Below are 22303 nucleotides of genomic sequence, written 5' to 3'. Positions count from 1 at the left end.
AAAACATTTTTATTTTCACTTTTTTAATGTAAACTTATCCACGTGTGTTGCAAAATAACTGGAGCTCATAACCGGGATTGAACCGGTGACCTCCACCTTACCAAGGTGACGCTCTACCTACTGAGCTATATGAGCATTCAATACATAATGTATTTATTTTAAAATATTTTTGTCAGTTCCTTATTATAAATGATTTTTTTTTGTTTGTCAATACGATTTCATCTTTGTTCTAAACACTTTTCAAGTTTACGTTTTACTCTCTGAAGTGCATTATCAATAGATTTTGCTTGCCTATCTAAATCGCTGGCAATTTCTTGATAAGATTTACCATCAAGATAAGAATTCAAAACTTCCATTTCTAAGCCTGACAATACTTCTTGTATCTTACTTTCTATGTTCTCCATCTCTTCTCTATCTATTATCAATTCTTCGGGATCAGATACCCTTATACCTGATAATATATCTAATAGAGTTCTATCTGATTCTTCGTCATATATAGGCTTATTCAGTGATATATAAGTATTTAGTGGAATATGTTTTTGTCTTGTGGCAGTTTTTACAGCAGTGATTATCTGTCTTGTTATGCACAATTCTGCAAAAACCTTAAAAGATGCTAACTTATCATCCTTAAAATCTCTTATAGCTTTAAATAAACCAATCATACCTTCTTGATATATATCTTCTTTATCAGCACCAATCAAAAAATATGATTTTGCTTTAGCTTTCACAAAGTTCTGATATTTACAAAGAAGATATTCTAGGGCTCTATTGTTTCCCGTCTTAGCCAGAGCTACTATATCTTCATCTTTTTTACCCGTAAACATGGAGTTTAACTCATCATTGCCACTTGTATTTCCCAACAATATCCCCCCCAAAGCATAAATGACCCTAACTAGAATTATACATTAACAAAATTTAGATAGTCAAGATATATTATCTACTTCTTCTTATCTTTTCTAGCTTTTCTGCCACTTCTTTATCTATGGCCTCCTCAAAAAGATTTCTATTATGAAAACTCTTGTTCTCACACTGCCTAGATATCTTTCTGTTTGTTTCCTCAATCCAACTGTAAAACTCTATAGATGATACTCTATTAGCACCTCTTTGAAATATTAACTGTTGCTCTAGAGAATCAGATGTTACAACATAGACCTCTGATTTTCTCCCTATATGATTTACAGTCCTCTCTATATAACTATCCGCAGTTTCATCATGCTTTGTAAAAACTATAGTCAAATTTCCTTTTCTATCCTTTTTTTCTATACTTCCCTTTACCATATGTGCATCAAATACTAGTGTTATTCTGCACCCTTTAAAGGCTGCATAGTTAAGAAGTAAGTCAATAAGCTTATTTCTTGCAGCTTCGTAACTATAGTCCTTTATAGTATTTAATTCTGGCCAGCTATTAATTACATTATACCCATCCACAAAAATTTGCTTCAACTCTATACCCCATTTACTTCTATTTCAATCTTTGTTTTAATATTTCATATGCTATCATTCCACATGCTACTGATGCATTTAATGAATTAACCTTTCCTACCATAGGTATTTTAACCAACACATCGCACTTTGATTTAGTTAGCTTTGAAATACCTTTTCCTTCACTTCCTATAACTAAAGCTATAGGTCCTTTTAAGTCCGAATCATAGCAGTATTGGGTCCCATGCATATCTGCTCCATATACCCATATCCCAGATTCCTTTAGTTCATCTATAGCTACATTTATATTTGTAACTTTAGCAATTTTTATGTATTCCGTAGCCCCAGCTGAAGTTTTATAAACAGTAGGTGTAACTCCTACATTTTTTCTTTTTGGAATTATTATCCCATGTACTCCACAAACTTCTGCTATTCTTATTATGGACCCAAAATTATGAGGATCTTCAATTTCATCTAATACTAATATAAAGGGATCTTCCCCTTTTTCCTTAGCGTTATTAATTATATCTACTATACCACAATAATTGTATGGAGTTACTATTGCAATTACCCCTTGATGTGCAGCGGTTTCACTTATACCATCTAGTTTTGCTCTATCCACATATTTAACTACTACAGATTTTTCTTTAGCTAATGCTGTAATTACACTTATGGATCCTTTAGTATCTCCTTGTGCTATCATTATATATTCTATTGTTCTATCAGATTTTAGAGCTTCAATAACCGCATTTCTACCTTCAATCATATCTTCTCTTGAGGTTGCATTGAAATTTTCAACTTTTATATTGCTTTGTATGTTTTCATTTCTGTAGGATTGATTATTTCTTCTTTCACTATTTACATCACCTACAAATCTATTATTATCTCTTCTATTTTTCCCTATACGTTTAGGTCTAGCATTTTTACTACCTTGTCTTTTATCTTCCATCCTTATATCACTCCTATCATCTATTTCTATATCAATTTACATTTTATATAGATAAGTACTTATTTCTTATTTCTATAGCCTTACCACAAGTCATAGCTCCTTCTGAACAACTTTCCTTTACACAACTAGGACCGCATCCTTCAAATAAATTTGGTGCTACTTTTTTTACTTCCTTAAGCATAGCATCTGCTAAATCCCTTATTTCCCATTGAGCTCTCATACAGCATCTATGACTAAAGAAATGCATAAGCTCTCTAGCATTCATTGTAACTACAATTTTAGTTGCACATGCATTAGGAAATATATATCTAGCATCCTCAATAGCACTTTTTTCTGCTTTGGACTTTAATGATTTCATCTCTTTTTCTGTGATTTCTTCACATTTTTTTCTTGCTTTATGTTCATTAATATATACATCTAAATTAGAAGCTTTAAGCACTTCAACTAATTTATCATAGTCTTCCTGATCTTTTTTCATCGCCTCTACGAAGATAGCCTTACACTTCTCATCTTTTGCTATAGATGGTGGAATTATATATTCAAAAGCATCTAACTTAACATATCTTTGACTTTGCTGAGAATAAGAAGCAACTCTATGTCTAACCAATTGATGTGTTAAGCTTCTGGATACGCCCTCAATACCAAAAGTAAAGCTTACATGTTCAACTGGAGAGTTATGACCATAACTATTCAACATTTTTATAAATTTACTTGTAGTTTCTTCATCTAACCCTTCTGTTATTTCCTCAATTCCTACTGAACTATAACATAATTTAGCTGCTGCAGCTACTACTTTTTCTGGATTTGGAGTAAACTCCATAAGTTTAACTTTTATCATTATTATCACTCATTTCAATAATTTTATTAAGCAAATAATTTAATCTGTCATTCTTTCCTGAAATGTACAAATATCCTATTACAGCTTCAAATCCTGTTGCCCATCTATAATCACCAACATCTGCGTTCTTAGGAGCACTAGATTTAGTATTTCTTCCTCTCTTAAAAACTGACATTTCCTCTTCGTCAAACACATCTAAAATTAATTTTGCATAATTACTCTGTGATTTTGCTTTGACAAAATTAACAGTTTTTAAATGCAACTGCTGTACTTTCAATGATTTATTTTCCCCTAATAAATAGGTTCTTATAAACACTTCATACACAGCATCACCTATAAATGCAAGAGTTAATGGGTTTATTAAATGTGCTTCTTTTGCACTAAATTTTTCTTTCAATAAATCAAATTCCATATTTTTCTCCTTAATGAGATAAATCCTATTATAATAATTAAACATAATAATTATATATTTTCAAGATTTCATAGTCAAATCTAACTTTTCCCTAACACAATTCTTATTAATGAATTATTAAAAAATATAGTTATTAATAACCCTAATTATTCACTGTCTTCATCTTTTTCTTCTATTTCTAATAGGCCCTATTGAAAATTACAGTGATAGAATATCATTGGCTATTTTCATTTCTTTTAAAATAACAAAATCTCTGAACCCCTTGAGTCCACAACAACTAGTTATATATTTATATAGTTTCCTATTAACATATTTATATAGTTGAATATATATTATATGAAAATATAAATTCTCTTTAAATTTTATTACTTTGATTAACCACATGGTCTTCTAGAAACCAATATTAAAAATTATAGTAAAATAGGACTATATTTTATTAATACAGTCCTATTTACTTACAATGAAATAATTTACTTTATAGCAAATGATTAAAATTTTAAATTATTTGCTATAAACTCTTTTTCTATTCTGTCTACTACATCTTCTATATTTACTTCTTCAATATCTTGATTTTTTCTTAACTTAAATTCAACTATATCTTCAACTACTTTTTTACCTACTGTTACTCTTATTGGAATTCCAATTAAGTCAGCATCCTTAAACTTAACTCCAACTCTTTCATTTCTATCATCTAAAAGTACATCTACTCCTTTAGTTTTAAGATCCTCATAGATTTTCTCCGCTCTATTCATTTGTTCTTCATTTTTAACATTAGCAGGCATTACTATTACTTTATATGGAGCAACAGCCATTGGCCAAAGGATTCCATTTTCATCATGATGCTGTTCAATTATAGCTGCTACAGTCCTATTAATACCAATTCCATAACATCCCATTACTAGAGGTTTCTCTTTACCATTTTCATCTAAATAGTTAGCTCCCATAGATTCTGAATACTTAGTTCCAAGCTTAAATATATGTCCAACCTCTACCCCTCTTCTAATATTTATTGGGCTTCCACACTTAGGACACATATCCCCCTCTGCTACGAGTTTATAATCTCCTACTATGCCGTTAAAATCTCTTTCATAATTTACATTTTCATAGTGATATCCTGTATCATTAGCTCCAACTATAAAATTACTCATTCTAGTAACTTCTTCATCTACAAGTAGTGTATCTACTTGTAATCCAATTGGACCAGCAAATCCTATTTCTGCTGATGTAGCCTTTAAGACAGTTTCTGCAGCTGCCATTTCTAATTCCATAATTCCACCTAATGCATTAGAAACCTTAGTTTCATTTAAGCTTCTATCTCCTCTAACCATTACTGCCACAACTTTGCCATCAGCTTTATATATTAGAGTCTTTGCAAACTTCTTGTTACTAGTATTAAAGAAAGTTACTAACTCTTCTATAGTTCTTACATCTGGAGTTGCTATCTTCTTTAATTCCTTTTCTTCTTCTTTCTCTGCATCTTCCAGTTTAGATGTAGCCTTTTCTGTATTCGCGGCATAATTACAACCAGTACAGAAAGCTATTTCATCCTCTCCTATATCAGATTTAACCATAAACTCTGCTGAACCTGATCCTCCCATAGCTCCTGAATCTGCTTCAACAGCGCTAAATTCTAAATCACATCTAGTAAATATCTTATTATATGCTTCATACATCTTCATGTAAGATATATCTAATCCTTCATTATCTTTATCAAAACTATATGCATCTTTCATTATGAATTCTCTTGACCTCATAACTCCAAATCTAGGTCTTCTCTCATCTCTATATTTGGTTTGAATTTGATAAAGATTTAATGGTAATTGTTTATAAGATTTAATTTCATTTCTCGCTAAATCTGTAAATACTTCTTCATGGGTTGGTCCAAGACAAAAATCTCTTCCATTTCGATCTTTAAGCCTAATCATCTCTGATCCCATTACATCCCATCTTCCAGATTCTTGCCATAGATTTGCTGGTATAAGTGCAGAAGCTAAAAATTCTTGAGCACCTGCTCTATCCATTTCTTCTCTAACTATATTTTCTACATTTTTTAACACTCTAACTCCATTTGGCATGAAAGTGTATATTCCTGTAGCTGATTTTCTTATCATTCCAGCTCTTAACATAAGTTGATGGCTTGCTATCTCTGCTTCACCTGGAACTTCTCTTAGTGTACTTATTAACATCTTTGATAACTTCATCTTCCATTCACCTCGTAATTATATTTATTAATAAAAAAATAGAACCCACCCTAATTAGGGCGAATTCTATCGCGGTACCACCTAAAATTTATACTTCATTTTATAACGGCTCATGCCGGTAGTTAAAACTACTGCTCAGAAGCAGGTTCAAAACGTGTGAAAATCTTTCAGCCGGTGAATTTTCTCTCTGTGGGTATGTTTCTACTATTCTTCCTCATCACATATTAATATTAAATTTTAATAAATATCATTATATCATACATATTTAAATATTGCCTACATATTTATATTTTATTTTTTAAAATATTTTCTCCAATTATCATATCTTCTGGAGTTGTAAGCTTTATATTTAAATAACTACCCTCATAAAGATATACTTTTCTATCAAATTTTTCAACAACCATAGCATCATCAGTAACTTGCTCTTTAGTCTTTCTTAATTTTTCATGGCAGAATAATATAATATCATACTTAAAACACTGAGGGGTTTGAACTATAAAAGCATCCTCTCTATTTAAGGTTTCCTTGGCAAACCCTTCTTTATCCTTAATTTTTATAGTGTCCTTTGATTTAACTCCACAAGTACATGCACCATATTTTTCAGCATTCTTAATGCCATCATTTATTATATTCTCAGTAACAAATGGTCTAGCTCCATCGTGGATTAATACTATGTCACAAGGTTCTATTGCCTTTAATCCATTGTATACAGAGTCTTGTCTTTCCTTGCCACCTTTTACTAAAGCTCTAACTTTTTTAAGGTCATATTTTTCAATTATATTCTTTTTACAATACTCCATCTCATCTTCTGCACACAGAACTATAATATCATCTATATTTTTATTGTCAGAAAAAGCCCTTATAGTATGATATAATACTGGTTTTTCTGCCAAAGTCAAAAACTGCTTGTTTACATTTGATCCCATTCTTTTCCCTTGTCCTGCAGCCAATATTATCGCTGTATTTTTTCTCATAATTCCTCCAATAAATTAACCTTAAACTAATCATAAATTAGCGCTTAATTTTTCTTAATAAAAAACTATTGTTCCTTTGGTTTTGCAAATATCATTCTTCCTGCTGCTGTTTGAAGTACTGAAGTAACTACTACAAATATATTTTCACCAATATATTTTCTACCTTCTTCAATGACAATCATAGTTCCATCATCTAAATATGCAACCCCTTGACCTGACTCTTTTCCATCTTTAATTACCTGTGTTTTCATAACTTCTCCTGGTAATAAAACAGGTTTTACAGCATTTGCTAACTCATTAATATTTAATACAGGTACTCCCTGAAGTTCTGCAACTTTATTTAAGTTATAATCATTAGTAATTACCTTTCCATTCAATACTTGAGCAAGTTTAAGTAATTTAACATCTACTTCCTTAATATCTTCAAAATCGCCTTCCCATATTTCTACATCTATACTTAACTCTTTCTGTATTTTATTAAGTATATCTAATCCTCTTCTTCCTTTTGTCCTTTTTAAAGAATCTGAGGAATCCGCAATATGTCTAAGCTCATCTAAAACAAAAGTAGGAATTACTAAAGTACTTTCAATAAAACCACTTTGACATATATCAAATATTCTTCCATCAATTATTACTGATGTGTCTAACACCTTAGGGCTTAACTTATCTCCAACATTCTTTATCTTAGAATCCTTATTAGCTCCAGGCTTTTTAAAGCTTGTAAACACATGTATAATTTCATCTTTTTTTCTTACGCATATATCTGCAAATAAAACAGTAATTATTACCGTAACAATTACAGATATTATGGTTATTATTATCGAATCCACTCTAATAAGTGTAGATAATAATACTGATATTATAAGTCCAATTAAAGCTCCTATACCCGCAAATACAATATCTACTATTGGAATCTTTTGAGCAGACCTTTCTAAGTATTCCATAGCTTTAACAATTCCTGAGTTTATAAAAGGTGAAATAAAATAAAATATAAGTCCAATAAAAATAATACATAATACAACAAATATTATTGAAATAAAACCTGTATTGTTTATTCCTAACTTAGGTAAAAGTTCCGTAGAATTTCCCCATGCACCTAAAACATATCCTAATGTTCCTCCTATTAAGGTAAACAAAGCCCTTAATATTTTCTTTAACACCACAGCACCTCCTTAATTTTTAACCTATATTGTGATTATTTACAAATTTTCTCCATAATATCCTACTAAATTAAATATATATTATCATTAAATACATTTCAATGGATTATTAGAATATTAACTAAAATTTGATTAACTGTATATAATATTAACATTTAAAATATTTGATATTCTCAATTAATAATTAACAAATAATTTTCAATATAAAAATATTTGTCAATACTCACATTTTCTACTTCTTCACATAAAATAAATTGTTAACAGTAAAATTACCCCCTATGAATAATATTAATATTGATATATTATATAAATAAAGGTATTCCAAGTAAGTAACTTTATTTATAAAGGAGTGAAAGTTATGAAGGATCTAATATTTGATGAATTTCAAAATTCTGTAGATAGTTCTTTATTAAGACATAAAAGTATACTTGACATACTAAGCAAATTGCAGGAATCTGAAAGTAGAGTTAACAGATCCGTAGTAAAAGCTGTTACTAGTTGCGGTTGTGTTAAAATTAAAGCTGAAAAACAGGGTATAAATTATTCATTGAACGATGATAAGGAAAACACCATAGATAAATTAACCTTAGATGATTTAGAAATACCTCTTAGTTCTCATATACAAGGAGAGCTATGTGATAATTGCCGTAAAATCATCGAACGAGAAATAGGCAATCACTTATTCTATATAACTTCCTTATGCAATAGTTTAGATATAAACTTATATGATGTACTTCTAACTGAATACAAAAACATAACTACCTTCGATAAAATTAATTTAAGATAGCAAATATAGCACAAACTTAATTGCTTTGTGCTATATTTGTTTATCTAATATAAATTGCTCTTTTAATCTTCTTAGACCATTTTTAATGGTTTTAGCTCTTGCTTCTCCTACCCCATCAACTAAATCTAATTCATCATAAGATGCTTTCATTACCACTTGAAGTTCTCCGAAATGTTTTATTAGATTTTCTATAATTGCCGATGGTAATCTAGGTATTTTATTTAATATTCTATATCCTTTTGTAGATATTAAATTATCCACTAAAGGAACACCACCATATCCTAATACCTTAGCTATCATATCAAGATCCAATAACTCTATAGCTGATAACTTTTCTATATTCCTATAAACATCAAGATATCTTTCAGCATCACTACAATAGTCTCTCACAAGAAATACTCCCTCTTGTTCAACGCCCTTGATTAATTCTCCTAATTGCATAGATATAAGTCTACCTTCATTCCCCAATTCACATATGTACGTTTCTATCTCACAAACTATTCTCATAACCATTTCATTTCTCTGTATTGCTGTGACTACATCTAAAAGGGTCGATAAATCTTGTAACTCCAGTAAGTTTAGATTACTTATTACTCTTTCTAAAACTAACTGATATTTTTCTAAGGTTTGAATAGCTTGATTAGCCTTAGCTAATACATCACTACTTTCTCTAAGGACATATTTTATATCATCTTTATATACAGTGATTATATTCCTTCTTTGAGATATTGCTACTACTATATCACCAGTTTCCTTTGCAACTCTTTGAGCTGTTCTATGTCTAGTTCCAGTTTCTTGAGTAGTTATAGATGGATTTGGCATCAACTGTGTATTAGCGTATAATATCCTCTTTAAGTCACTACTTATAACTATAGCTCCATCCATCTTTGCTAGTTCATATATATATGCTGGAGTATATTCTGATTTTATTGAAAATCCTCCATCTACCATATCTAATATGGCATTACTATCACTTAATACTATTAATCCTCCAGTTTTAGCTCTTAATATATTATCTAATCCTTCCCTCAGTAGGGTTCCCGGGGACATAATTTTTAGTATTTCCATAAGTTCTTTTTGCTCTTGTTCCCTCATTATTTTCCTCCATTATTAATTTAACACTTTACTGTTCTCTTATATATTATTAAAAAATCTTTGACACTGCTTCTCTAACTGTATCCACTCCAATTAAATTTATTCCCTTATTAGTTATTTTTGCTTTATTTTTATTGGGTAGTATTATACTAGTAAAGCCCATCTTTATTGCTTCATTTATAATTTTTTCTGCATGAGCTATAGGCCTAACTTCTCCAGTTAACCCTACTTCTCCTATAATTAATAAATTTTCTATTTTAATTTCCTTTGCTTTGACACTAGATATTAACGCTAAAACTATTCCTAAATCTCCATATGTACCGTCAATGTTAAGTCCACCTACCACGTTAACATACACATCACTGTTATAAAAAGGAACTCTTAATTTTTTTTCTAATACCGCTAATATCAAACTTAATCTCTGGTTATCAACGCCTACTGCAGTTCTACGTGGCATCGGAGCTTTAGTTTCACTTGCTAAGGCTTGAATTTCTACTAAAATAGGTCTAGTTCCTTCAACTATCCCAATGACTACTGATCCTTCCTGTTGCATAGATTTTTCTTGCAAAAATACTGAAGATGCATCATTTACTTCCTCAAGACCACTTTCTCTCATTTCAAACACACCAATTTCACTAGTAGTTCCAAAACGATTTTTTATGGTTCTTAATATTCTAAACTCTTGTGTTCGCTCTCCCTCGAAATATAGAACTGTATCCACCATATGTTCAAGAACTCTTGGTCCAGCCAATTCTCCTTGTTTAGTTACATGGGCAACAATAAATAATGGAATATTCTTTGTCTTTCCTATTCTCATTAAATCATTAGTACATTCTCTTACCTGAGATACACTCCCTGGAGCAGAAGAAATAGTTGGTTTATATAATGTTTGAATAGAATCTATTATTATAAACTTTGGCTCCATTTCAGTTATATGCTCTTCTATAATATCTATGTTGGTTTCCGATACCACATAAAGTTCTTTTCCTGTAGCTTTCAGACGTTCTGCTCTCATTTTTATTTGCTCTTCTGACTCTTCTCCAGATACATACAGAACTTTTCCATACTTTAGTGAAATATTACTGGCACTCTGTAGCAATATAGTAGACTTACCAATACCAGGATCTCCAGATATTAAAGTTAATGATCCCTTTACAAGTCCACCACCTACAACCCTATTTAATTCCCCAATTCCTGTATCTAACCTTTCATATTCACTGGATTTTACATCCGTAATATTCTTTGGCTTATTTCCAGAAGACATAGTAACTGACCTTTTAAAAGTAGTTACTGCTTCACTTTTAACTTCTTCTCCCATAGTGTTCCAGCTATTACATCCAGGACATTTTCCATACCACTTTGGAGCTTCATAGCCACACTCATTACATATATATACTTTTTTAATCTTTGCCATAATCTGCTCCTTAAATTTTTTATATTAATTTATTATTTCTTAACAGTTAATTAAAATACTTATTATACTATGAGTTTAACCATTATTTTATATAGTAAATTATATTGTTCTTAACTATAAAAAAACCACTTATATAAAGTGGTTAAAAATATATGGTATTATATCTATCATAATTATATACCCATTTTTGTTTAAACACAATGAAGTAATTAGCTACACTTAATAAACTTCAACTCGTCTTTTTCAACTGTTATTTGTATGATATCACTCTTTTTGAAATTTCCTTTAAGAATCTCATCAGATAGTCTATCCTCAATCATATCAGTTATAATTCTTCTTAAGGGTCTAGCTCCGTACTCTTTATCTCTTTTTTGTTTACTTATGAATGTTTTAGCTTCATCTGTAAATCTTAATATAATATCATTTTGCTTAGCTCTTTCACATAGATTATTTGTGATTATATCAACAATTTTAATTATGTGTTCATCTTTAAGTTTATGAAACACTACTATATCGTCAATTCTATTTAAAAGTTCTGGCTTAAAGATATTCTTTATTTCGCCAAGTATAATTTCTTTCATATTTTTATATTCATTATCACAATTTTTATCATCAGATAATCTTTCAAATCCTATAGAACGGTGTTTTTTTATAGTAGATGCTCCTGCATTAGAAGTCATTATAATTATAGTATTCCTAAAATCTACAACCCTTCCCTTAGAATCAGTAAGTCTTCCATCTTCCAGTACCTGAAGTAAAATATTAAATATATCTTCATGTGCCTTTTCTAGTTCATCAAATAGTATTACCGAATATGGACTTCTCCTAACTTTCTCTGTTAATTGACCTCCTTCATTAAACCCTATATAACCTGGTGGTGAACCAATTAGCTTTGATACAGAGTGTTTCTCCATATATTCCGTCATATCTATTCTAATTATTGAATTTTCATCATCAAACATAGTTTCTGCAAGCGCTTTAGATAATTCAGTTTTTCCTACCCCTGTTGGTCCTAGAAATATAAAACTCCCTATAGGTCTCTTGCAATCTCTTAGTCCTACCCTTGATCTCCTTATGGCCTTTGCAATAGCTTCAATAGCTTCATCCTGACCTATAACTCTTTTATGAAGAATGTTCTCTAAATTTAATAATCTATCAGTTTCTTTAGATGTAAGTTTCTCTAAAGGTATTTTAGTCCATGTTGATAAAACTTTTGCAATCTCTGCCTCATCTACCGTTATCTTGATTTCTTCATTACTTTCTACTAACGTTCTTTTTCTAGAGTTTAATTGTTGTCTTAATTCATATTCTTCATCTCTAATGGATGCTGCCTTTTCAAAATCTTGAATATCTATTGCTTGTGATTTTTCTTCAATTTTTTTCTTAAGCTTCTGCTCCAAAATTCCAACTTCATTTCTTTGTAAATTTTCTATTCTACTTTTAGCCCCTGCTTCATCTAAAAGATCTATTGCTTTATCTGGTAGGTATCTATTTGATATATATCTATCTGACAAATTTACTGCTGCACTTATAGCTTCATCTGTAATTCTAATTGAATGATGTTCTTCATACTTATTCTTTAACCCTTTAAGTATTTGGATAGCATCTTCCTTAGAAGGTTCTTCAATTATAATTGGTTGAAATCTTCTTTCTAAAGCAGAATCCTTTTCAATATACTTTCTATATTCATCTACGGTTGTCGCTCCTATGCATTGAAGCTCACCTCTTGCAAGGGCAGGTTTTAAAATGTTAGAAGCATCTATTGCCCCTTCCGCACCACCAGCTCCTACTATAGTATGAATTTCATCAATGAATAAAATAATATCCTCACTCTTACAAACTTCAGCCATTAAAGATTTTAACCTATCTTCAAATTCTCCTCTATACTTTGCTCCTGCAACCATAGAAGCCATGTCTATACTTATTACTCTCTTATTTAATAACATGTCTGGTACACCATCACTTTGAATTTTTTGTGCTAATCCCTCAACTATGGCTGTCTTGCCCACTCCAGGATCTCCAATTAAACATGGATTATTTTTTAGCCTCCTACATAATATTTCTAAAACTCTTTCTGTATCCCTTTCTCTTCCTATAACTGGATCAAGCTTATTTTCACTAGCATATCTAGTTAAATCCTTCCCATACTTATCAATCATTGGAGTTTTATTTCTTTTAGACTTGTATGGCTCCTCTATTTTCATTTCAGTTCTACTGTCATGAAAGTCAGAGTTACTACTTAATGATATTTCACATTGTTTTTTATTGTAGGATAACATTCCTAGCAACTCATTGAAGTTTGTTCCTAAATTATCTAATATTGTATAAGCTACGCCCTCTTCTTCTTTAAGTATAGCTAATAATATATGCTCCGGAGATACAAATTTATCATTTAAATTTCTGGCTTCTACTAAACTAACTTCCATCAGCTTTTTAGTTCTAGGAGTAAAATATATCTCTTCTGGATATATCTCATCCTCACCATAGCCAACTAATTTTTCTATTTTATCTTTAATCTTTATTTCATCAACACACATATTTTCTAGCGCCTTAGCTGCTATGCCGCCCTCTTCCACAATACCTAATAATACATGTTCAGTGCCTACATATCCATGTCTAAATCTTTTCGCTTCTCCGTGAGCATACATCAATGCTTGTCTTGCTCTATCATTATATTTATTAAACATTACACTAACCCCTTTATCTATATAGCAAAATGCTAATACTATAATATTTAGTCTATCCAATTCCAGCAATGACAAACCATAATTTGTAATTATTTTTAAAATATATTTTTTGAAAACGTATATAAATAAAGTACCTTCCCTATTGGAAAAGCACTTTATTTATATATTTTCTATCTTTGTATAAAGTAGATATAGCATTGTCATAATCATAATACTCTATTTTAATGCATTTTTCTTCATAACATCTTATTTTAACATTTAGATTTTCATTTAAAATTACATCAATAAGAGCACCATCTTTATCATAGCTAAACTCCTTTAAATCATTTAATAGTTTGTCTATATTTTCTTTGTTTCTAATCATCTTTTCCTCCAGTATTATAAATAACTTTAATTTCATATAATAGATTATTTTAAGTAAAAATCATATTATCATATGATTTTTACTTAAATAAATAACATAATATGATTAGATTATTAAAGATATATCATTAATAATTTTAAAACTCTAATTCCGAATCATTAAAATATCCATTAAACTGTGAGTTATACAACCTAGCATAAATTTCACCACTATTAATCAATTCTTTGTGAGCACCTTTTTCAACTATTCCCTTATTTGTTAATACTACAATCTCATCTGCATTTTTAACAGTTGATAGTCTATGAGCAACTATAATAGATGTTCTTCCCTTAGATAACTTTTCTAAAGATTTTTGAATTATAAGCTCTGAAGTATTATCAAGAGCTGATGTAGCCTCATCTAATATTAATATAGGCGGATTCTTTAAAAATACTCTTGCAATAGATATTCTTTGCTTTTGACCCCCAGATAACTTTACTCCTCTTTCCCCTACATAAGTTTCATATCCTTCTGGTAGTGACATGATAAAATCGTGAATATTAGCATTTTTAGCTGCTTCAATAACCTCATCATCGTCAGCTTCAGGATTTCCATAGAGAATATTATCTTTTATAGTTCCTGTAAATAGAAATACATCTTGCTGTACTATTCCTATGTTTTTTCTCAAGGACTTTAATGTTATGTCCTTAATATCTTCTCCATCAATGGTAATTTCTCCTTTATTTAGTTCGTAAAATCTTGGAATTAAATGACAAATAGTTGTTTTACCACCACCAGACGGTCCAACTAATGCTAAAGTCTTACCTTTTTCTATTTTTAAATTTATATTAGATAATATTTCTTCACTACCTTCATATTTAAAGGTAGCATTTTTAAACTCAATTTCACCTTGTACATCTTTAAATTCTCTTGCATTATCACTATCTACTATGTCTGGTTTAGTATCCATTAACTCTACAAAACGCTTAAATCCTGACATACCTGATTGATATTGTTCCACAAATGATGTTAATCTTCTTATTGGTTGCATAAAATATGCTACATATAAAAAATAAGTAGATAGATCAATTACGCCTAATTCCCCTTTATATACGAAGTAACCTCCAAACCCTAAAACAACTACATTTAGCATGTCTACAAAAAATCTCATTCCAGACATGAACTCTGCCATATATTTATAAGCAGAAGATCTACTAGTTCTAAATTGAGTATTTCCTTCATCAAACTTTTCCATTTCATATTCTTCATTAGTAAAAGATTTAGCAACTCTTATTCCTGATATACTATTTTCTAGCTTAGTATTAACTACAGCTATCTTCTTTCTAACATCATAAAATGCCTTGGACATTTTCATTCTCTTAGTCATCGTAAATATTATAATTATAGGTATACAAGCAAATATTATTAATGTTAATTTTATATTTATAGCACATAGTAACCCAAAGGATCCTATAAGCATTATTATTGAAATAAATACATCTTCCGGTCCATGATGTGCCAGCTCAGAAATATCCATTAGATCATTAACAATACGTGACATAATATTTCCAGTCTTATTATCATCAAAATAGCTAAATGGTAATGTCTGTAGATGGGCAAAAACTTCTTTTCTCATATCATATTGAAGCCTTACACCCATTACATGACCCCAATAATCTATTATATAATTTGCTATAAGCTTAACTACATACAATAATACTAAGACAATTGTAAATATTAATATTGTTCTTAGATTCTTATTAGGAATTGCATCCTTTAATAGGTAATTTGTAAACATAGGAAATACTAAATCCATGGCTGCTACTAAAAATGCACATATCATATCAATTATAAATAGAGTTTTGTGTGGCTTGTAATAAGATATAAATCTCTTTAACATTAAAATTCCTCCATATCTCCTAGTAAAATTAAAAAAATTGTTCTATAAACATGTTTTAAGCCCCAGCAGAAAAACTCCTTCTACTGAAGCTTAAATTCTCTATGAACTTATTAAAATACTCTTTAATTAATCTACATAAATCTTCAACAAAAAAACTTTCACTTCTAAGAAATTAATCATTATTTTTACTCATAAACATTTCTATATCTTCTATACTTTTAATTATATGAGCAGAAAGATTTACATAACCATCCTCTGTAACCAGAATATCATCTTCAATTCTAACACCTATACCTTCTTCTTCTATATAAAGTCCCGGCTCGTCTGTAATAATCATACCTGGTTTAAGCTCTATATTTCTCGGTCCTACATCATGGGTATCTAATCCTAATGGATGTGCTACACCATGATAGTAGTATTTATTTAACTCTGAGTCTTCCTTTATAAGGCCAATTCTCTTACATCCCTGAGCAAGAACTCTTTTAGTTATGTCTTGTAATTCACCAGTAGTAATTCCTGGTTTTACTGCTTTCATAACAGTTTCATTAGCTTCTAATACAATATTATATACTTCTTTTTGTCTTTCTGAAAACTTCCCATTGATAGGAAAAGTTCTACTTATATCCCCATTGTAATATTTATATTGTGCCCCTAAGTCTAAAAGCATAAGCTCTCCATCTTCAGTCTTAGTATTATTATCTACATAATGAAGTATAGTTGCATTCTTTCCAGTGGCTGCAATAGTTGGAAATGCAAAATCCTTAACTCCATTTTTCTTTAAAATATAATTAAAATATGCTTCAATTTCATACTCTTTCATGCCTGGTTTAGCATTACTCCATATTTCTTTTATCCCTTCATAAGTTATATCTATAGCTTTTTTAATTAATTCAATTTCTTCTTCTCTTTTTATAGTTCTAAGTAAAGCTATATCATGATATATATTTTTAACTCTTACATATGGATATCTTTTCATAATATCTACCGCAAAATTTTGAGATGATGTTTGTGGAATATTAAATTCTTGTCTTTCTAAATCTAAATACACATTATCAATATTAAATCTATCAAAATAACTTGCAATAGTACTTTGAAAATCTTTTAAAAACTTAATATCCTCTATACCTGAAACTTCTTTTGCTTTATCTTCACTTATTGTTTCGCCAACCCATTTAGCCATAACAGGATCATTCTCTTGTATAAATAACATTTCTGACACTTTGCCATTAATATTTATAATCACCATAATTACTTTTTCTTCATCAATACCGGTTAAATAATAAAAGTTTCTGTTTGGTGTAAATGGATAAGTCTCATCTGCGGACTTATAAGGAGCTTGTCCAGCAAAAAAGATAGCTATAGAATTTTGAGAAAGCACATCCCCTAACTTTTTTCTGTTAGTAACATAAAAAATCTTATTCATAATTAATCCCCTTTTCATCATTATTTTCTATAAACCCCAATAATTATTATATACCATATATTATAATATATCTAATATATACTAAAACTAATAAGTGAAGTGGATAAAACCCATAAAATAGAAATTGTACTTTTTTACCTTCACTCCCATTGTAATGATAAATAAAAAATAAACTATTAATGCAAGTTGCTTGAAGAAAAACTCTAAAGTTTACTCCAAATGGTTCCATAAAATATTTTAAATATGGTATAGTATATAAAAAATTCAATCCTATCATAGAAAGAGTTAATTTTTTAAAATTCTCTTTAAACATCTTAAAGCATAATATGATACAAACTCCATATATTGCATAATCAGATTGAAATTTCTCTAAGATATATAGTATTCCTAATATAATGACAAATTTAATTATATATATAGAAATATCAAATACTTCTTTGGATATCTTAATATCATGCTTTAACTTGTAATAATGAACTTTTTTGTCTAGTATTATCATAATAAATATTCCTGAAAGAAGTGTAAAAAATACATTTAGTCCTTTAGTCTCAAATGCTAGCATGTAAGGTATTTGTGATATGATAGCTAAAATAAATAGCCTAAACATATATCTTTTTATATTCTTAGTCCTACTATATCCCTCTGTTATTAAAAATGCATATATAGGAAATGCCACTCTTCCAATGATTCTAAAAAACATTATCTCTGGAAAAAATATGGCTCCTGTATGATCAATTAGCATAGTTACACAGGCCAATAGTTTAAGCGAGAAACTATCCATAACTTAACAATCCCCCAATGATTATCTTTCTATTCATTATATTCTTTCACTTGATATTCATGGTGTGATATATCTGCACACTGCACTATCTTATGTATTTTATCATCAAACTCTATAGTTGTAAGACTTGTCTGCTTTATGTATGGCTCCATCCAAAAATTACTTATATCGATATTTTCTAAACTACAAAGTAATGCTTTTATAGGCATAGTATGTGTAACTATAAGAATACTTTTTCCTGTATTTTCTTCTATAATATCCATAATTGCTTTATCAATTCTTTCAATGAGCTCTTCAATGGTCTCTCCATCGCCTACAGGTTTATATATTTCTGGTTTATTCCAATAATTATAATATTGCTCTGGATACATTTTCTTTATTTCATCTTGGTTCAATCCTTGGAATTTACCTAACTTCAATTCTCTTAGTCCATCATGACTTATAAGTTCAACACTCTTATTTTCATTAATTATTTCTGCTGTCTTATAGGCTCTACCACTAGAACTTGAGTATATCTTGTCTAAATTAATTCCCTTTAATCTCTCTCCAAGCCATTCTGCTTGTTTTACTCCTAGCTCTGTTAAAGGAGAGTCATTCCAACCTTGCATCCTCCCTTCTACATTCCATTGAGTTTGTCCATGACGAGTTAAATATACAGTTGTTGTCACTTCTTCTCCTCCTACACTAAATTAAAACTTATTAATATACCAATTTTAATATAACTTATCTAAATATGCAAATATATCACATTTAAATTCTATGCTTATACATTGAATTCATATCTAAGAATATTAAGGTTTTTATATAAGTAAAAAAATATGCAAATAGTAAGTCCTCTTAAAACTTACATACTTGCATACTATCTAAAGCCTACTAATTATACTAGCACATTAATCCTTATAAATATCAAATTTCTCTAATTGTATTCTATTAGGTAACACTTTTGTATCATGAAACAACTCATCTAGTAGCATAAGATTATCGTTTTGCTCAACAATTTTATGAGATCCAATTCCAAATTCATCTTTTAATAATTTTTCATCTTCGTTTTGTGGCATGAATATAGTACTTACCATCATTTCTTCCTCCTCTCTCAACTATATCAAATTTATCACTTTCCAAAATATTACATAATACTTTTGCATCTTCTACTTTGGCTTCGCTCATCTCAATTTGGAAGTTATCTAACGGTCCAATTATTCCCATATAGTCATGTATAGAACTATAATCGCTTAATCTAATCTGTCCATATATATTCATTTTATAGTCTGACATAAACAACCCCCTATTATATAATTATTTATAGTTTGTTAAAGTTCATATATTTTTATACATTATTATTTAAGTCATATATCCTTTGAAGTATTAAATATCTAAAAGTAATTAATTATATATTAACCCACTGCACAAAAAATAAACCCAGTGATAAAATTTCTATTATCACTAGGTTTATCTATTTATATAAAATTAGAATATCTACACAAAATTTATACTATTTTTATGCTTCCTTTTTATTTTCGGATACAATTTTATCTACTAAGTCACCTGGAACTTCTTCATATTTTTCAAATTTACTTCTAAAGCTTCCTCTAGCACCTGTTATACTTCTTAAATCAGTAGCATAGTTATACAATTCAGCTTGAGGTACTTCACTAATTATTCTTTGTCCCTTTAATCCCGGCTCCATTCCTAGTATTCTTCCACGTTTTTTATTTATATCAGCTATAACATCTCCCATATAATCATCTGGAATATCTATCTCTAGGTACATTATTGGTTCTAAAAGAATTGGATTTGCCTCTTGAAGACCTCTCTTATAAGCTAGAGAAGATGCTATTTTGAATGCCATTTCTGAGGAATCTACTGGATGGAATGAACCATCATGTAATGTTGCCTTTAATCTTATAACTGGATATCCTGCAAGTACTCCATGAAGTATACAATCTCTAAGCCCCTTCTCTACAGCTGGTATATATTGTCTAGGAACAGCACCTCCTACTACTGCATCAACAAATTCTAATTCATCTTCACCATCATTTCTAGGCTCAAATTTAACCTTTACATCTCCATATTGTCCATGTCCACCTGACTGTTTCTTATGTTTTCCCTGTACATCTGCAATTTTTTTGATTGTTTCTCTATATGGCGTTTTAGGAATTCTAAGACTTACATCTGCCCCAAATTTATTTTTCAATTTACTTACTAAAACTTCTAGATGTGTTGTACCAATACCTGAAATTACTACTTCAGCATTTTCTATATCTCTTGATATTGAGAATGTAGGATCTTCTTCCAATAATTTTGAAAGTCCACTTGATATTTTATCTTCATCTCCCTTTGTATTAGGTATTACAGCTCTAGAATATACTGGTAACGGAAATTTCATTCTATTAAACACAATAGGTCTGTTTGAAGCACATATGGTATCTCCAGTACTAGTAAATTGTAATTTTGAAACCGCTCCAATATCTCCAGCTTTTATTTCTGTAGTAGGATATTGTTTTTTTCCTTTCATAAAATATAGAGATCCAAGTTTTTCGTCTTTTTCTTTAGATGAATTGAATACAACAGTATCTGATTTTGCAGATCCTGTTATAACTCTAAACATAGATAGTTTACCAATGAATGGATCAACTATTGTCTTAAATACCAATGCAGAAAATGGTTCTTTTTCATTGATTTTTATATTTATAAATGCATTGTTTTTAATATCTTTAGCCATATATAAGTTAGTCTCTATTGGAGATGGAAAACATTCTACTATATCTTCTAATAATGTTTCAGTTCCTATACTTGCTATAGCTGAACCACACATTATAGGGCATATATCACCTGTAGATGACCCTTTGATTAACCCATGATATATATCTTCTTCACTTAATTCCCCATCATTAAAATATTTATCTAACAAAACTTCATCAGTTTCTGCTACCGCTTCCATGAGCATTTGTTTACACTCTTCCACTTTATCTCTTAACTCCTCTGGGATTTCTCCTTCTTCCATAGTATGAGTCTTAGGATTAAATATTCTAGCTCTATTAGATATAATATTTACTATACCCCTAAGTTCTGTTTCTTTTCCTATTGGGTATTGTATAGGCACAACAGACATACCAAACTTGTTTTTTAATTGCTCTAAAACTTTTTCAAAGCTACTATTCTCACGGTCTAATTTGTTCACAAATATAGCTCTCGGTAATTTACGCTCAACTGCATAATTCCATGCCTTCTCTGTTCCTACCTCAATTCCTGCAACTCCACACACAGTTATCATTGCCATATCGATAGCACTTAGTCCTTCAATTATTTCTCCTTCAAAATCAAAATAACCTGGCATATCTACTAAGTTAATTTTAACATCTTTCCATTCACAATGAGCAACAGCTGTAGAAATAGATATTCCTCGCTTTTTTTCTTCTACATCATAGTCACTTACAGTAGTTCCATCCTCAATTTTTCCAATTCTATCAATCTCTTTAGTATAATATAGTAAACTTTCCATCAAACTTGTTTTGCCCGAACCACTATGACCAATTATTCCCACATTTCTTAAATTATTAATTTTATACTCTTTCATAAGGCGTACCCCCTAAATTTAATTTGGATGTATTAAGTTTATAAAATTGTATTAAATATATATTTTATTCTATGCATTATCAAAATTTCCTCTAAATGTTAGAATATTTATAATATTTAATCAATTATAAATAGAATAAAGCCATAATATAGCTTTATATCTATTTATATTTCTTAAATTAACTAATATTCTTTCCTTATAAAAATATCTTATAACAACACTGTTTGTACTTTTTTGAAGTGATAGCATTTTATTTTTTAAACAATAAAAAAAGTAGATAATTAACAAAATTATCTACATAAAATTTATAATTATAAGAAATGGCTCCGCGAAGAGGATT

The 22303-nt window shown here is 29.7% G+C and carries 20 protein-coding genes and 1 tRNA gene; 1 reads left to right on the top strand and 20 read right to left on the bottom strand.

The features are described 5' to 3' along the window. Positions 1-59 precede the first annotated feature (59 nt). The 9 genes from B2S02_RS00105 to B2S02_RS00065 all read right to left on the bottom strand — a co-directional run bounded on the left by B2S02_RS00105 (position 60) and on the right by B2S02_RS00065 (position 7956). A tRNA-Thr gene (locus tag B2S02_RS00105) sits at positions 60-135 on the bottom strand. Positions 136-218: 83 nt separating this feature from the next. Next, on the bottom strand, positions 219-824 hold the full coding sequence (sigH, locus tag B2S02_RS00100; protein WP_051824237.1) for an RNA polymerase sporulation sigma factor SigH: 606 nt from the start codon (positions 822-824) through the stop codon (positions 219-221). A gap of 109 nt (positions 825-933) precedes the next feature. Beyond that, positions 934-1443, bottom strand: a complete 510-nt coding sequence (locus B2S02_RS00095) for an NYN domain-containing protein (protein WP_035135170.1) — start codon at positions 1441-1443, stop codon at positions 934-936. 19 nt (positions 1444-1462) lie between these two features. Beyond that, complete coding sequence (gene rlmB / locus B2S02_RS00090) at positions 1463-2188, bottom strand: 23S rRNA (guanosine(2251)-2'-O)-methyltransferase RlmB (RefSeq protein ID WP_346867662.1); 726 nt, start codon at positions 2186-2188, stop codon at positions 1463-1465. Positions 2189-2414: 226 nt separating this feature from the next. Then, positions 2415-3212 carry an FAD-dependent thymidylate synthase gene (gene thyX, locus B2S02_RS00085; protein ID WP_346876254.1) on the bottom strand — a complete coding sequence of 266 codons (798 nt, stop codon included), beginning with the start codon at positions 3210-3212 and terminating at the stop codon, positions 2415-2417. Next, positions 3196-3621 carry a Mini-ribonuclease 3 gene (locus B2S02_RS00080; protein ID WP_346876253.1) on the bottom strand — a complete coding sequence of 142 codons (426 nt, stop codon included), beginning with the start codon at positions 3619-3621 and terminating at the stop codon, positions 3196-3198. Before B2S02_RS00080 ends, thyX begins: the two co-directional genes overlap by 17 nt. Before the next feature lie 488 nt (positions 3622-4109). After that, positions 4110-5822, bottom strand: coding sequence for a proline--tRNA ligase (locus B2S02_RS00075; protein WP_346876252.1), 1713 nt, complete (start codon positions 5820-5822; stop codon positions 4110-4112). Positions 5823-6106: 284 nt separating this feature from the next. Then, a complete protein-coding gene (gene ispD / locus B2S02_RS00070; RefSeq protein WP_346849279.1) occupies positions 6107-6796 on the bottom strand; it encodes a 2-C-methyl-D-erythritol 4-phosphate cytidylyltransferase in 690 nt (229 codons plus the stop codon). Between the two features lie 65 nt (positions 6797-6861). Further along, positions 6862-7956, bottom strand: coding sequence for a PIN domain-containing protein (locus B2S02_RS00065; protein WP_150843588.1), 1095 nt, complete (start codon positions 7954-7956; stop codon positions 6862-6864). A gap of 358 nt (positions 7957-8314) precedes the next feature. Here B2S02_RS00065 and B2S02_RS00060 point away from each other — a divergent pair, with 358 nt between their 5' ends. After that, positions 8315-8743, top strand: coding sequence for a hypothetical protein (locus B2S02_RS00060; protein WP_035135181.1), 429 nt, complete (start codon positions 8315-8317; stop codon positions 8741-8743). A 30-nt stretch (positions 8744-8773) separates the two neighbouring features. Here the strand turns inward: B2S02_RS00060 and disA are convergent, their stop codons facing one another. The 11 genes from disA to fusA all read right to left on the bottom strand — a co-directional run bounded on the left by disA (position 8774) and on the right by fusA (position 21963). Then, positions 8774-9838 carry a DNA integrity scanning diadenylate cyclase DisA gene (disA, locus tag B2S02_RS00055; RefSeq protein ID WP_346849278.1) on the bottom strand — a complete coding sequence of 355 codons (1065 nt, stop codon included), beginning with the start codon at positions 9836-9838 and terminating at the stop codon, positions 8774-8776. Positions 9839-9887: 49 nt separating this feature from the next. Next, positions 9888-11252: a DNA repair protein RadA gene (radA, locus tag B2S02_RS00050; RefSeq protein WP_346849277.1), complete on the bottom strand. Its 1365-nt coding sequence runs from the start codon at positions 11250-11252 to the stop codon at positions 9888-9890. Between the two features lie 209 nt (positions 11253-11461). Next, positions 11462-13939: an ATP-dependent Clp protease ATP-binding subunit gene (locus B2S02_RS00045; protein WP_346849276.1), complete on the bottom strand. Its 2478-nt coding sequence runs from the start codon at positions 13937-13939 to the stop codon at positions 11462-11464. A 139-nt stretch (positions 13940-14078) separates the two neighbouring features. After that, entirely contained in the window at positions 14079-14303 is a 225-nt protein-coding gene (locus B2S02_RS00040; RefSeq protein WP_035135188.1) for a hypothetical protein, read from the bottom strand. Positions 14304-14439: 136 nt separating this feature from the next. Next, on the bottom strand, positions 14440-16182 hold the full coding sequence (locus B2S02_RS00035) for an ABC transporter ATP-binding protein (protein ID WP_346876251.1): 1743 nt from the start codon (positions 16180-16182) through the stop codon (positions 14440-14442). A 172-nt stretch (positions 16183-16354) separates the two neighbouring features. Next, complete coding sequence (locus B2S02_RS00030; RefSeq protein WP_346892115.1) at positions 16355-17605, bottom strand: aminopeptidase P family protein; 1251 nt, start codon at positions 17603-17605, stop codon at positions 16355-16357. Between the two features lie 46 nt (positions 17606-17651). After that, complete coding sequence (locus B2S02_RS00025) at positions 17652-18386, bottom strand: TraX family protein (RefSeq protein ID WP_346849273.1); 735 nt, start codon at positions 18384-18386, stop codon at positions 17652-17654. A gap of 29 nt (positions 18387-18415) precedes the next feature. Beyond that, positions 18416-19054: a histidine phosphatase family protein gene (locus B2S02_RS00020; protein ID WP_346849272.1), complete on the bottom strand. Its 639-nt coding sequence runs from the start codon at positions 19052-19054 to the stop codon at positions 18416-18418. Positions 19055-19276: 222 nt separating this feature from the next. Further along, positions 19277-19444: a hypothetical protein gene (locus B2S02_RS00015; RefSeq protein ID WP_346892113.1), complete on the bottom strand. Its 168-nt coding sequence runs from the start codon at positions 19442-19444 to the stop codon at positions 19277-19279. Next, complete coding sequence (locus B2S02_RS00010; protein ID WP_035135200.1) at positions 19425-19661, bottom strand: hypothetical protein; 237 nt, start codon at positions 19659-19661, stop codon at positions 19425-19427. The genes B2S02_RS00015 and B2S02_RS00010 overlap by 20 nt, the downstream gene beginning before the upstream one ends. A 223-nt stretch (positions 19662-19884) precedes the next feature. Continuing rightward, positions 19885-21963 carry an elongation factor G gene (gene fusA, locus B2S02_RS00005; RefSeq protein ID WP_346920095.1) on the bottom strand — a complete coding sequence of 693 codons (2079 nt, stop codon included), beginning with the start codon at positions 21961-21963 and terminating at the stop codon, positions 19885-19887. Positions 21964-22303 lie beyond the last annotated feature (340 nt).

It is taken from the genome of Clostridium sp. UBA7339, from assembly GCF_002470865.1.
GTDB lineage: Bacteria > Bacillota > Clostridia > Clostridiales > Clostridiaceae > Clostridium_J > Clostridium_J sulfidigenes.
The sequence above is the reverse complement of the archived record's forward strand: the minus strand, read 5'-3'. Positions and strand labels throughout refer to the sequence as shown.

Bases quoted from the DNA above. Each gene is read 5' to 3' on its own strand.
- B2S02_RS00030 (WP_346892115.1), bottom strand. From the start codon at position 17,605: ATGAATAAGATTTTTTATGTTACTAACAGAAAAAAGTTAGGGGATGTG.
- ispD (WP_346849279.1), bottom strand. From the start codon at position 6,796: ATGAGAAAAAATACAGCGATAATATTGGCTGCAGGACAAGGGAAAAGA.
- B2S02_RS00060 (WP_035135181.1), top strand. From the start codon at position 8,315: ATGAAGGATCTAATATTTGATGAATTTCAAAATTCTGTAGATAGTTCT.
- B2S02_RS00025 (WP_346849273.1), bottom strand. From the start codon at position 18,386: ATGGATAGTTTCTCGCTTAAACTATTGGCCTGTGTAACTATGCTAATT.
- sigH (WP_051824237.1), bottom strand. From the start codon at position 824: ATGTTTACGGGTAAAAAAGATGAAGATATAGTAGCTCTGGCTAAGACG.
- radA (WP_346849277.1), bottom strand. From the start codon at position 11,252: ATGGCAAAGATTAAAAAAGTATATATATGTAATGAGTGTGGCTATGAA.
- B2S02_RS00045 (WP_346849276.1), bottom strand. From the start codon at position 13,939: ATGTTTAATAAATATAATGATAGAGCAAGACAAGCATTGATGTATGCT.
- disA (WP_346849278.1), bottom strand. From the start codon at position 9,838: ATGAGGGAACAAGAGCAAAAAGAACTTATGGAAATACTAAAAATTATG.
- B2S02_RS00075 (WP_346876252.1), bottom strand. From the start codon at position 5,822: ATGAAGTTATCAAAGATGTTAATAAGTACACTAAGAGAAGTTCCAGGT.
- B2S02_RS00040 (WP_035135188.1), bottom strand. From the start codon at position 14,303: ATGATTAGAAACAAAGAAAATATAGACAAACTATTAAATGATTTAAAG.
- fusA (WP_346920095.1), bottom strand. From the start codon at position 21,963: ATGAAAGAGTATAAAATTAATAATTTAAGAAATGTGGGAATAATTGGT.
- B2S02_RS00035 (WP_346876251.1), bottom strand. From the start codon at position 16,182: ATGTTAAAGAGATTTATATCTTATTACAAGCCACACAAAACTCTATTT.
- B2S02_RS00080 (WP_346876253.1), bottom strand. From the start codon at position 3,621: ATGGAATTTGATTTATTGAAAGAAAAATTTAGTGCAAAAGAAGCACAT.
- B2S02_RS00010 (WP_035135200.1), bottom strand. From the start codon at position 19,661: ATGTCAGACTATAAAATGAATATATATGGACAGATTAGATTAAGCGAT.
- B2S02_RS00015 (WP_346892113.1), bottom strand. From the start codon at position 19,444: ATGCCACAAAACGAAGATGAAAAATTATTAAAAGATGAATTTGGAATT.
- rlmB (WP_346867662.1), bottom strand. From the start codon at position 2,188: ATGATTGAAGGTAGAAATGCGGTTATTGAAGCTCTAAAATCTGATAGA.